The 11917-nt window shown below is 57.8% G+C and carries 11 protein-coding genes and 1 pseudogene; all 12 read left to right on the plus strand.

What is annotated here, in order from left to right:
* Positions 1 to 57: 57 nt before the first annotated feature.
* Positions 58 to 1491 (plus strand): sugar transferase, encoded by a 1434-nt coding sequence (locus NKJ06_RS16345; protein ID WP_352810238.1) that lies wholly within the window; start codon positions 58 to 60, stop codon positions 1489 to 1491.
* A 41-nt stretch (positions 1492 to 1532) separates the two neighbouring features.
* Positions 1533 to 2807, plus strand: a complete 1275-nt coding sequence (locus tag NKJ06_RS16350; RefSeq protein ID WP_352810209.1) for a nucleotide sugar dehydrogenase — start codon at positions 1533 to 1535, stop codon at positions 2805 to 2807.
* On the plus strand, positions 2807 to 3832 hold the full coding sequence (locus NKJ06_RS16355) for an NAD-dependent epimerase (RefSeq protein WP_352810210.1): 1026 nt from the start codon (positions 2807 to 2809) through the stop codon (positions 3830 to 3832). Before NKJ06_RS16350 ends, NKJ06_RS16355 begins: the two co-directional genes overlap by 1 nt.
* 46 nt (positions 3833 to 3878) lie before the next feature.
* A complete protein-coding gene (locus NKJ06_RS16360) occupies positions 3879 to 4772 on the plus strand; it encodes a glycosyltransferase family 2 protein (RefSeq protein ID WP_352810211.1) in 894 nt (297 codons plus the stop codon).
* Positions 4769 to 6037: an MATE family efflux transporter gene (locus NKJ06_RS16365; protein ID WP_352810212.1), complete on the plus strand. Its 1269-nt coding sequence runs from the start codon at positions 4769 to 4771 to the stop codon at positions 6035 to 6037. Before NKJ06_RS16360 ends, NKJ06_RS16365 begins: the two co-directional genes overlap by 4 nt.
* Positions 5973 to 6854, plus strand: coding sequence for a class I SAM-dependent methyltransferase (locus NKJ06_RS16370; RefSeq protein WP_352810213.1), 882 nt, complete (start codon positions 5973 to 5975; stop codon positions 6852 to 6854). The genes NKJ06_RS16365 and NKJ06_RS16370 overlap by 65 nt, the downstream gene beginning before the upstream one ends.
* Entirely contained in the window at positions 6851 to 7972 is a 1122-nt protein-coding gene (locus tag NKJ06_RS16375; protein WP_352810214.1) for a glycosyltransferase, read from the plus strand. Before NKJ06_RS16370 ends, NKJ06_RS16375 begins: the two co-directional genes overlap by 4 nt.
* Positions 7972 to 9114 (plus strand): glycosyltransferase family 4 protein, encoded by a 1143-nt coding sequence (locus NKJ06_RS16380; protein ID WP_352810215.1) that lies wholly within the window; start codon positions 7972 to 7974, stop codon positions 9112 to 9114. Before NKJ06_RS16375 ends, NKJ06_RS16380 begins: the two co-directional genes overlap by 1 nt.
* 644 nt (positions 9115 to 9758) lie before the next feature.
* A complete protein-coding gene (locus NKJ06_RS16385) occupies positions 9759 to 9926 on the plus strand; it encodes a hypothetical protein (protein WP_352626665.1) in 168 nt (55 codons plus the stop codon).
* Positions 9927 to 9998: 72 nt separating this feature from the next.
* Entirely contained in the window at positions 9999 to 10493 is a 495-nt protein-coding gene (locus tag NKJ06_RS16390; protein WP_352626666.1) for a hypothetical protein, read from the plus strand.
* Positions 10474 to 11511: a polysaccharide biosynthesis/export family protein gene (locus NKJ06_RS16395; RefSeq protein WP_352810216.1), complete on the plus strand. Its 1038-nt coding sequence runs from the start codon at positions 10474 to 10476 to the stop codon at positions 11509 to 11511. The genes NKJ06_RS16390 and NKJ06_RS16395 overlap by 20 nt, the downstream gene beginning before the upstream one ends.
* 228 nt (positions 11512 to 11739) lie before the next feature.
* Positions 11740 to 11883 (plus strand): annotated as a pseudogene (locus tag NKJ06_RS16400) (hypothetical protein); the annotation flags it as partial.
* Positions 11884 to 11917: the final 34 nt, after the last annotated feature.

The following is an 11917-nucleotide window of genomic DNA, read 5'->3' on the forward strand; positions in this document are numbered from 1 at the left end:
AACAATGCTGTTGATCAAAACTTCTACTAACTATTGATATGAAATAGATGCTTGCTGGTGCAACCGCACTGTCGTAAACCCTTGATCTTCGACTATGTCGAAATCGCCGGGGGGCGAGACGTTCGATTCGCTCTACGAACGAACGGGCAGGTCAGATGCAGAATCACGCTGGCCTGTCGCCGTCATGGCAACTTCGGGGGGAGGGGCAAGGCGTTGAATGTCGCAGCGTCAACGATCGTCGGAAGCCGGCATTTCCTGTTCAGGATTCGATTTCAGCTGCTTGGCGGGCTGACATTCGCGATTTTTGCGCCGGCCATTATCAGGATTGTCTTCAATCCTGAGTTTATCTATTTGGCAAACCTTCAGGTGACGGTGACCGCCGCGGCGATTGCACACATGGCGGGCTTCCTCTCCTATCGCCGTATCGGAAATTTCCCGGGCGTGGCCGCGGCAAGTTACATCTTGCCGACATTTGCCCTGTCCTACGGGGCTGTTTTCCTGACCATATTCTTCTTTCGTTTCGAGTACAGCCGGTTTCAGGCCGCCGCCAGCTTCACGCAGTCCACCCTTTGGTATTTCGGCCTGAGCCTGTTGACGCGGCATCTCGATCCGTACCGGCTCGTCGTGGTTCCCGGCGGAGATGTCGAGCGCCTCAAGACACTACCGGGGGTGCACTGGTTCTGGATCAAGTCGACCAACACCATCATCGAGAGAGCCAGCGGCGTGGTCGTTGATCTGCGTGCCGATCTTGGCGCGGAATGGGAACGATACATCGCGGATCGGGCCCTTTCGGGAACGCCGGTATATCATGTCAAGCAAGTCAGGGAGTCATTGACCGGTCGGGTCGAGATCGAGCATCTGTCCGAAAACACGCTCGGCTCGCTCAATCCGAACCAGGCCTATCTCAAGATCAAGCAGGCAGCCGATTGGGTCTCGGCACTTATTCTGATCGTCGTTCTTTCACCCGTTCTGGCGCTCGTAGCCCTGCTGATCAGGCTGGATTCCGAGGGTCCCGTGCTGTTTCGGCAGCACCGCATGGGCTACCGGGGCAAGATCTGCACGGTCTACAAGTTTCGCTCGATGCGGCAGCACGCCGGCGCCGGCGGCGACAAGGAGAAGGCGATCACCAAGCGCGACGACGATCGCATCACCCGCGTGGGTCGTTTCCTGCGAAAGTTCAGGATCGACGAACTGCCGCAGGCCATCAACATCCTGCGTGGCGAAATGAGCTGGATCGGGCCGCGGCCGGAAGCTGTCGTGCTCTCGCAGTGGTACGAAGCTGAGCTGCCATTCTACCGCTACAGGCATATTGTCAGGCCAGGCATAAGCGGATGGGCGCAAGTAAATCAGGGGCATGTGGCTGCGGTCGATGACGTCATGGAAAAATTGCATTACGATTTTTATTACATAAAGAACTTTTCGCCTTGGCTGGATGTATTGATAGCTCTCAAGACAATGAAAACAATGCTGACCGGTTTTGGCGCCCGATAGCCAACGCAAAGCATGACTCTGGATAGCAAGTGCAGGAGCAGATGGATCTAGCCTCCAGGAAAATAGCGATCATCGGGCTTGGCTATGTCGGTCTGCCGCTGGCGGTCGCCTTCGGCGCCGCCAGGGATGTCGTCGGGTTTGACATCGACCAGTCGAGGGTGGATGCGCTGAGGCGTGGCGAGGACCATACTCTGGAAGCCAGCAACGATGAGATCAATGCTGCTACGCGGCTGAGGTTCACCACCGACAAGGCCGATCTGCGCGATTGCGGGATTTTCATCGTCACGGTGCCGACGCCGATCGACAGGGCCAACCGGCCGGATCTGAAACCGCTGATCATGGCATCGACATTGGTCGGTGAGGTCATCTCGCCGGGCGCGGTGGTGATCTTCGAATCGACTGTCTATCCCGGCTGCACGGAAGAGGTGTGCTCGCCGCTGATCGAGAAACATTCGGGCCTGCGTTACAATGAGGGGTTCTTCCTCGGCTACAGTCCCGAGCGCATCAATCCGGGCGACCGCGAGCATCGGCTGCAGACGATCGTCAAGGTCACCAGCGGCTCCACGCCGGAAGCGGCCGAGGCCATCGATGCGCTTTATGCCTCGATCGTGCCGGCGGGCACGCACCGGACCTCGAGCATCGCGGTCGCCGAAGCGGCCAAGGTCATCGAGAACACCCAGAGGGACCTCAACATCGCGCTGATGAACGAGTTGTCGCTCATCTTCGGCAAGCTGGGCATCGACACGTCCGAAGTGCTGGAGGCCGCCGGTACCAAATGGAATTTCCTGCGCTTCACGCCGGGTCTCGTCGGTGGTCACTGCATCGGCGTCGATCCCTACTATCTCACCCACAAGGCCCAGGAACTGGGCTATCATCCGGAGGTGATTCTTGCCGGCCGCCGTATCAATGACGGCATGGGTCAGCACGCGGCGGACCAGACGGCCCGCCTGATGATGCGCAAGGGGATAGCCGTGGTCGGCAGCCGGATTCTGGTGATGGGCGCGGCCTTCAAGGAAAATTGTCCGGACCTGAGGAATTCCAAGGTCGCCGACATCGTCGCCCAACTCAAGGACTACAATGCCGGCATCGACATCTGGGACCCCTGGGTCGACGTGCAGGAATGTGCGCGCGCCTTCGGCGTAATGAGCATGAAGGACATTCCCGACGAGCGCTATGACGGCGTCATCGTGGCCGTCGGCCACAGGCAGTTCCGTGCGCTGGGCGTTGACGGCCTGCAGGCGCTTTGCAAGACTCCTGGCGTCATCTACGACATCAAGGGTCTGTTCCCCAGGCATGTTACGGATGGGCGCTTCTGATGAAGGTTCTGGTCACCGGCGCTGCCGGCTTCATAGGCTATCACGTGTCGAAGCGGCTGCTGGAGCGCGGCGACGAGGTTGTCGGCATCGACAACGTCAACAGCTACTACGATCCGCAGATCAAGGAGGCGAGGCTGCGGCTGCTGGAGGAGGCGAGCCGCAAGACCAATGCGGGCTATCATTTCATCCGCGGCAATCTCGCCGATAGAGGTGTTGTCGATGGTTGCTTCGCCGATCACGCATTCGACCGGGTGATCCATCTCGCCGCCCAGGCCGGGGTTCGCTACAGCTTGGAAAACCCGCATGCCTATGTGGAAAGCAACATCATCGCCTATACCAACATGCTGGAAGCCTGCCGCAACAGCGGTGTCGCGCACCTGACCTACGCCAGCACCTCGAGTGTCTACGGCGCCAACACCGACATGCCGTTTTCCGAGCACCGGCCGGCCGACCACCCGCTGCAGTTCTACGCCGCGACCAAGCGTGCCAACGAGCTGATGGCGCACAGCTACAGCCATTTGTTCGGGCTGCCGACGACCGGGCTTCGCTTCTTCACTGTGTATGGCCCCTGGGGACGCCCGGACATGGCGCTCTTCCTGTTCACCAAGAACATCCTTGCCGGCGAGCCGATCAAGCTGTTCAACAACGGCAACCACACGCGCGACTTCACCTATGTCGAGGACATCGCCGAAGGCGTCGTCCGGGCCAGCGACAGCCCGGCCACGGGCAATGCCGCCTGGGACTCCAGCCGTCCGGATTCGGCCACCAGCAGCGCCCCCTGGCGCATCTTCAACATCGGCAACAACAACCCGGTGAAGCTGACCGCCTATGTCGAGGCGCTGGAAAGCGCGCTCGGCAGGAAAGCCATCGTCGAGCTGCTGCCGCTGCAGCCCGGCGACGTACCTGACACCTTTGCCGATACATCGACGCTGGAGCAGGCGGTGGGCTACCGTCCGACGACGACGGTGACCGAGGGCGTCGGGCGGTTTGTCGAATGGTACCTAACGTATTTTGGGCGGGGATAGGCCTGTTCCTGGCGGTTCCCGGCTGATCCTCACATAGCTCCGTTCCATGACCGCACAACCAGGAGGAGATGGAATCGATACGGTTCGCAAACAGGCAGTCTGCAATCCATTGCAGTCCCAGGCGCTGTTAAGCGTTTGCATCCCCACGTTTAATCGGCGGGATCGCGTTGCTGCGCTGGTTCGGGAGCTGCTGCACGCGAAGTGCCCGTTGCAAATATGCGTCCATGTCGATGGTTCGACCGACGGGACGAGCGAAGCGCTTGCGGAAATCGCGTCTCGCGATGCCAGATTGGTGGTCACAACTGGCCCAAATGGCGGCAGAGGCGCCGCGATGTTTTCGGCGATCGCTTCCGCCACTGCCGATTATTGCATGATTTTCGACGACGACGACGATCTCTTCGCCGATCGCTTGCCTGAGGTTTGTGAGTTCCTCTCCGGGCAAAGTGCCGATGAGAAGCTTGCGGGTTTTGTGTTCTCGATGGTTCTGAACGAACCAGATGCGAGAGCAAACCAATTTCCGTCAGAGCGTACAAACCTGATCAAGATGCGAGCTGACGAAGGTGTGGTCGGCGACAAGAAGGAGGTCATCAGAACTGCCTTGTTGAAACGGGTTGCCGTGCCACCCGCAGGGCGGTTCCGCCGTGTTCCAACATCTCTTCTCTGGTCCAGATTGGCGATCGAATACGACGTTGTTTGTGTCAATATCGATATCGGGCGAAAGCGGTACCTGCCGGAGGGGATGACCGCAAGAATTCGCCCTCTTCAGCGGCAAAATCCGTATCCGATGTTGTTGCTGAATTTGAACTACGTCAGGGCATTCTGGATTGGACGATATCGCTCGGTTCGATTCTTGGGCAAGGCGGTCCTTGCCTGCTTGAGCTTTGGTACCTTGAGTTTCCCATTCTTGCTCAAGAGGTCATTCGCACGGGTGATCTCATGAAAAGAGCCAGCCTGTGGAAATTTGTGGAGTCCATCGTCATACGAATTGTGCCTGGTCTTCTAAATATAGTGACCTTACTATATATCGGAAGCCATCTGGAAACCGGGCAGTATGGGATTTTCAGCACAACGATTGCGACGGTTTCATTTATTTCGACACTTGTTTTTGGAGTCGTAATTTATTCCATAATGCCCGTTTCTGCAAAAATGCATGCCGCAGGGTTGGGTAGAGAGTACGTATCGTCTATTCTTGTCGCCCTGTCTATTGTGGCGTTGTGTGTCGTCTCGGTCGGATTGGTGCTGGTCTGGTTCGGATTTGGCAACGCCGTCGCCGCAACCATCATCGTTTCATTCGGCTTGCATACCGCACTTCAAGAACTCCTGAGGTCGCAACTGCGTTTGTGGGCATATGGTGGGTCGGCGATTGGCCAGGCTGTCGCATACCAGGCGGGAGCTATAGTCCTGCTTGCCGGAGATGCGAAAATAGGTTCCGCGCTTACGGCCTTTTCGCTCAGCTATATCGCCGGAGCGCTGATTTCATTTGCTTTCCTGGGGCCGATGAATCTGAGGCGGCCCCGCCTTTCCTATCTTGACGGGTCGCTGGCCACAGGCTGGGGATTTGTGTTGAGCAATCTGGCCGAGAGCGGCGTGTTTGTCGGCATTCGATACATCATTTTGATGTTTGGCTCTCAGGCCCATCTCGGCGTCTTCTCGTTTTGTGTCGATCTTTCACAACGCACCGTCGGCTTCTTCATGAATGCGGCCAGCTTCGTGTTCGTGCCAAGGGCGTTTCTCAGTGTCGCAAATGGAAACGTCCGGGAGTTTCGGCGCGGATTGTTTGAGGGGGCGACTATTGCGCTGATTTTTGCGGCTGCGTCTGCCGCGGGGTTAATTGGTCTGTTTTTTTCCGGCTATGCGTTCGGATGGCTGGGGAGGTCATTTGACCCAGCGGTCTTTGCGATCGTTTCTTGCGCTGTTCTAACAAACAGGACGAAGAAGGTGGTCATCGATCCGTTTGCGTTCCGCTCGAACAACGCAATGACGCTGACCTATTCTTACGCGACAGGAGCATTGGCTTGCTGCTGTTTGGCGGCATTGAGTCTGTGGTGGCGGCTGCCGCTTGGCAGCGAAATGGCATTTCTGTCCGGATATGTCATAGCCGCGGCTTGTTCGTTTTTCGCGTTGAGGAGCGTGATTGCCGATGACGGGCCTGATGCGACGCAGAGGGTTTTTTTGGCAACTGATTCTGATGCCAAGAATGAATGAGAGAAGTAGCGGGCACAGATCGGCCAACGGAATTCATGGTGAAGCAGTGTCGATATTGCGAAAGTTCGTTCGCGCGAACGTGGCCATTTCCGAGTTCCTGGACCGGGCGCTGCCGTCGCGTCTTCGCATCGACGGCAACCGAATTTTTGCAACGGAGATAGCGCCTGCCTGGCTGGCCTCCGATGCGGTGGTTTACGACCTTGGCGGGGGTGCAAGGCCGTTCGTCAGTCTCTTGGAGAAGCGGCGCCTGAAGCTTTTTGTCGTCGGGCTCGACCTCGACGCGGAAGAGTTGTCGAAAGCGCCGCGCGGAATATACGACGAGGAGATTGAAGCGGATCTTACCTCGTTTGAGGGAAGGGGCGATGCTGACGTTGTGATTTGTCAAGCGACGTTAGAACACGTCCGCGACGGTGAGGGTGCCTTGCGTGGCATTGCCAGTTGCGTGAAGCCGGGAGGCGTGGTTGCCATTTTCTCGCCCTCGCGCAACGCTGTTTTCGCCAGGGTCAACCGGGTTCTGCCGGAGAGGCTGAAACGACGGCTGCTTTTTGCGGTCTATCCCGAAAAAGGCATGGGTCATGACGGGTTCCCGGCTTTCTACGACAAGTGCCTGCCCAGTGACGTCGAAGCGATCGCAAGGCGGAACGGCCTGGAACTCATCGAGCGCCGTCTGTTCTGGAAGAGCTCCTATTTCTATTTTTTCGTGCCGGCCTTTCTCGCCTGGCGCATCTGGCTAGGCGTTTCAGCCCTGTTTCTCGGCAAGGACGCTGCCGAAACCTACGCTTACGTCTTTCGGCGAGTGAATCCTGGCGGCTCATGAAAAGGAAGCTAGCGCTGATCGCCATTCCACTCGACATCAGAGGTGGAGCCGAAACCATCCTGAAACTGGTTGCGCGTGCACTCGCGAGCCGACCCGACTGGGACGTCGAAATCGGCTTCTTGGGTGGCCAGACAGCGGGGGAAGCCGTTGGATCATATCAGGATGGAATTCGACCCAGCTACGGCTTTGGCGGCGGCAAGGCGATGAGCGAGCTTTTGCTTGTCCCGCGGCTGATCCGGCATCGGTACGATTTGGTATTGTCGAGCCATGCGCGCGTGAATTCGTTCCTGGCTGCCGCTCGAAGTGTTGGAGTTCTTCGAAGCCGCAGGCTGGTCACTCGCGAGTCCACGGTCCTTCTGGATCGCTTCAAAGGCCCTCGCTCATTGGCCTACAGGGCGCTCTACGCTGCCTATGGCAGCCAGGACATGGTTGTCGCGCAAACGAGCTACATGAATGAGAGCCTGCGTGACGTATTGCCCCGGCGAGTAATCGATAAACTTTGTACTTTGCCAAATCCGGTCGATGAAGATCTCATCGTCAAAATGTCCAAGGAAACATTGTCTGAGCATGACGCCAAGATATTTCTCCGCCGTCCACAGATAGTCTGGTGCGGCCGGCTGATTGAAGTGAAACGCCCAACGATCGCGGTTGATGTGCTTGCCGAGGTCAGACGAAGGACCGGCGAAGATTATGAGCTTACCATGGTTGGCTCCGGGCCCATGGAAGCGGAACTGAGGGCCTATGCCGGTAGGCTCGATCTGGCCTCGCGCGTAAATCTGCTCGGTCAGAGAGACAATCCATTTCCGCTGTTTCGCGCATCGTGCGCCAGCATACTCACGTCGGCGGCCGAGGGATTTCCAAACGTCCTTCTGGAAATGATGGCTTGCCGGGTTCCGGGCGTCGTCACCACGCCCTGTGCGGGAGATCTGGACATGCTGTCCGGCCTGGAGATTTCAGCCGGCTTTGGCGCGTCCGAAATTGCGGATGCACTGTTGAAGGTCGTTCACGGCGGCGATCGGTCGACCCTATATGCAAAGACCTTGTCGGAAAGGTCGCCCGGGCGATTTGCGGATATGCTGTTGGGAGCGCCTTCGTCATATCCGGGTGGGCGGAGATGATGCCCGCAGTTCGCAACAAGATAATCATCTCGATAAACACGTCCTGGAACGTCGTCAATTTCCGCAAAGGCCTGATCGAGGCGTTGCGGAGCCGTGGCTACGACGTCGTCATCGTCGCGCCGAGAGACGAGTATTCTTCGCTGATAGCGGCGATGGGCTGCCGCCATGTCGAACTTGACATGGACAATTCCGGCACGTCGCTGTTGCGGGATATGGTTCTTCTGTGGCGCTACTGGCGTCTATTGCGGCGGGAGAGACCGTTGGCGTTCGTCGGCTTCACGATCAAACCCAATGTGTTCGGCTCCATCGCGGCCAATTTGAGCGGTGTTCCAGTCATAAACAACATTTCCGGGCTGGGGACGGCATTCGTCCGCGGTGGCCTCCTGCTCAGAATTGCCAAGGCCCTGTATCGGGTGGCGCTGGCCCGTTCCAAAATGGTTTTCTTTCAGAATGACGATGACCGGATTCTGTTCGTCGATGGGCATCTGGTTCGCAAGGAGCAAACCGGGCTTTTGCCTGGCTCCGGCATCGACCTCGTGCGTTTTGCCCCGTCGTCCGAAGTGCGCACCCGGTCTGATGCGATTGTGTTTCTTCTCGTGGCCCGGCTTCTCTGGGACAAGGGCGTCGGCGAGTTCATCGAGGCGGCCCGTCTGGTTCGCCAGGAGCTGCCCGGTGTGCGTTTCCAGCTGCTCGGCTTTCTTGATGTCGAGAATCGAACCGCGGTCAGCCGGCAGAACGTCGAGCAATGGGCCGGTGAGGGATTGGTCGAGTATCTCGGCTCCACCGACGATGTGCGGCCTTTCCTGCGTGCTGCCGATTGTGTCGTCTTGCCCTCCTACAGGGAGGGAACGCCGCGCTCGCTGCTCGAGGCGGCTGCCATGGGCAAGCCGCTGATCGCGACCGACGTGCCCGGATGCAGGGAGGTGGTGGACCACGCCGTCAACGGCTTCCTGTGCAAGGTGAGAGACCCTGATGATCTGGCAAGCAAGATGATCGAGTTTGCGCGGATGAACGGCGCATCCAGGAACAGGATGGGCGCTCAGGGCAGAAACAAGGTCGAGCGGCAGTTTTCGGAAACGATCGTCATCGAGAGGTACATACAGCAGATAGAAAAGCTGGATGGCCTCGCGGCGAAAGAATGAACGGGTTTGACGGACAGTTGGGCCGGATGGAGGACGGCCTTCGGAGCGGCGCGCCGGGACTATCAGGGGATGGTCCTGACCTGCAAATCCGTTGGTGCTGGAACGCCTTGTGATGGCAAGATCGCTTCGAACGTTGGCGATACCCTGGTTGTGCAGTGCTTGACGGCCAAGCGGGAAAGCCTGGCTATCATATTTACGCAGGGTCGTATTCTCTGCGGCCAGCCGGTTCAAGCCGATCCAATGTACAAGTCTTGCCGAACGGCTACGGATTGGATGCTCTTGCGGCGAAATGAATGGATCTGTCCCTGAACCCGACCGGCGGTTTCCTGCATTTGAGTATTTACGGTCATCTGTTGGGTAAAGTCGGTTCTTGAGCTTTTTTGGTCGAAACTGTTCATGCAATCTAGCTAAAATACTGTGCTCCGACAGTCGCGAATCGCTCTAAGTTGCCTCGCGCGCAAAATGTGTTGGAATTGTGATCGAAAAACTGCTACGTGCTGATCTGCTTTCTTTGGTGCGTCCGAAGGTGGATGCAGAGGGGATCAAAGACAGATGAATCTGTGAGCAAAATTGCGCCTGCCGTATTTGTTGCGTCGATCGGTTCGGCGGCTGCAGCCTGAATGTGCCGGCCAATTCGAGTCTCGATGTTTTCCGCCTCGACGACAACATTTTGCCTCAAGCTCGTTGGTTCCAAACAGACGGTCGCCATTCAGCCGTCCGGTGGCGGCGGGGTTGATCTGCCGGAAGCGATTTTGCTGACAACTGCCGTGCTCGCGGTGACGCAGTACGACGTCAACGGCGTCAGCCACTGACGGAGATTGCCGGGGGTGGAGCCGGTGTAATTCGTCCCAAGAGGGTGAGTTGCAGGTTTGGGTGGGGTAAAAATGAGGATTCGTCGTAGGTTCGGGGCTGTTTTCGTTTTTGTTGTATTCGCCGCAGAGGGCATTCTGGTTGCAACGCCCGATGCTTTCGCTCAGGAGACCTGTTCCTGTCCTGCGACCGTGCCGGCGTCCGCCGGTGCGATAGGTCGCCTTACACAGGTCCAGGGTAACGTTCAGATGTCCCAGGCCGGCGGCTATGCTGGCGTGGGGCCCGAAGCGCCAGTGTTTTCGGGCGCGCGCATCATGACCGGGGCAGAGGCGTCCGCCTTGCTGGCGGTGGGTGCCAATTGCGCATTCGATATTCCTGGCAACACCACGGTCAAGGTCGATCCTGTCGAAGGTGGCATCTGCGTTTCGCTCGATACGCCAGTTGCGACGGTTGTGCCTGCCAGCTCGGAGCCTGTCATGCTGCCAGTTCTCTTGGGCGGGGCCGCGGTTGGTGGCGCCGCCGCTCTTATTACTGGGCTGCAGGACGACGATGACGCCGTCAGCCGATAGCAGAGGTTCGACACCCGCTGTTTTGCGCAATTTTGTCGAATGCGTCATTCGCCTTCATGCGAGTAGCGCATTTGTGTTTTGTCGAGGCGAGGCTTTTGGCGGTCAACCGTCCGGACGCGATATTGCAGGATCGGGCGCTCGTGCTCATTGGAAAGCGGAATGCGAAAAGGTCTCGTGCCCGCAGCGTAGGCCGTTTCGGCGGATTTGGCCGGCTGTTCAAGAGCGGGACCCAGCGATCGGCATTTTCGATTTTGCAAGGCGTCATGCAAGCATCCTAACAGCGTTGCTCGCATCGCTGGCTATATCTGCTTGCACCAGCACCGCGTCGACATCGACGTCATCCACAAATCCTGTCAACGCCCTTCAGCCGGCGGCGTCCTCCACGGTTCTTTCGGGCGGCGCCACACTGCAGGTGGTGAAGGATCTTCCGCCGCCGCAGAACACCCAGAATGGCAGCGAGCAGCCCTTGTCTGCCAATGACGTGCTGGAGGTTAGCGTGTTCCAGGTCGACAATTTGAACAGAACTGCTCAGGTCGACGCAGGCGGGCAGATTTCACTTCCGCTGATCGGAACGATGACTGCGGCAGGCAAGACCGTTCGTCAGCTCGAGAAGGAAATCGAGACTGCCTACGGTGAAAAGTACCTGCAAGCGCCGGATGTGACGATTTTCGTCAAGGAATCGATTGGTCAGCGCATCACGGTCGATGGTGAAGTGAACAAGGCCGGAATCTATCCTGTGTCCAGCAGTGCTTCTTTGCTGGATGCGATCGCCCTTGCCGGAGGCTTCAATCCGGTCGGTGATGCCGGCAAGGTCTTCGTTTATCGGAATATCGGCCAAAACAAGCTCGTGGCAAACTACAATGTCGAGGAAATCCGGGCCGGCAAAAATCGCAACCCACGCATTTATGGCGGCGATGTGATCGTCGTTTTTGCTTCGAAGTCGAAAATCGCGATGAACAATTTGAAGGATGCTCTGGGCCTCGCCTCCAGCGCGGCCCGCATTGCGGTCATTCCTTAGGACAGGTCACGATACGGACAACGCAGGATCACCTCGCGCATGCTCGATCATAACAGGCAGCCCCAACGTGCCGAACCCGGACATGGCCAGGCTCAGTCCGCGGACCTCTATTGCGACGTGCCGCAAAACTACCGTCCTTATGGTCGCGGCTATGCCGGTCAGGATGAGGGGTTCAACCTGCTCAAGCTGCTTTTCTACATTGTCCAGTATCGTTGGCTCATCGTCATGATGGCAGCTGCTGGGCTTGTTGCCGGCGTCATCGTGACAATGATGCAGACACCAAAATATCAGGCAACGACGCAGCTCGAAGTTCTGGTCCCTTCGGCGAAGGTCTTTCAGGACATCGAAGTTGTTTCCGAAAACAGCGACGTCAGGGCCTTCCTGACCGCCCGTGAAAAGCTGAAGA

Source organism: Mesorhizobium sp. M0293, from assembly GCF_040321735.1.
GTDB lineage: Bacteria > Pseudomonadota > Alphaproteobacteria > Rhizobiales > Rhizobiaceae > Mesorhizobium.

Bases quoted from the DNA above. Each gene is read 5' to 3' on its own strand.
- NKJ06_RS16365 (WP_352810212.1), top strand. From the start codon at position 4,769: ATGAAAAGAGCCAGCCTGTGGAAATTTGTGGAGTCCATCGTCATACGA.
- NKJ06_RS16375 (WP_352810214.1), top strand. From the start codon at position 6,851: ATGAAAAGGAAGCTAGCGCTGATCGCCATTCCACTCGACATCAGAGGT.
- NKJ06_RS16355 (WP_352810210.1), top strand. From the start codon at position 2,807: ATGAAGGTTCTGGTCACCGGCGCTGCCGGCTTCATAGGCTATCACGTG.
- NKJ06_RS16360 (WP_352810211.1), top strand. From the start codon at position 3,879: ATGACCGCACAACCAGGAGGAGATGGAATCGATACGGTTCGCAAACAG.
- NKJ06_RS16350 (WP_352810209.1), top strand. From the start codon at position 1,533: ATGGATCTAGCCTCCAGGAAAATAGCGATCATCGGGCTTGGCTATGTC.
- NKJ06_RS16395 (WP_352810216.1), top strand. From the start codon at position 10,474: ATGACGCCGTCAGCCGATAGCAGAGGTTCGACACCCGCTGTTTTGCGC.
- NKJ06_RS16385 (WP_352626665.1), top strand. From the start codon at position 9,759: ATGTTTTCCGCCTCGACGACAACATTTTGCCTCAAGCTCGTTGGTTCC.
- NKJ06_RS16390 (WP_352626666.1), top strand. From the start codon at position 9,999: ATGAGGATTCGTCGTAGGTTCGGGGCTGTTTTCGTTTTTGTTGTATTC.
- NKJ06_RS16370 (WP_352810213.1), top strand. From the start codon at position 5,973: ATGACGGGCCTGATGCGACGCAGAGGGTTTTTTTGGCAACTGATTCTG.
- NKJ06_RS16380 (WP_352810215.1), top strand. From the start codon at position 7,972: ATGCCCGCAGTTCGCAACAAGATAATCATCTCGATAAACACGTCCTGG.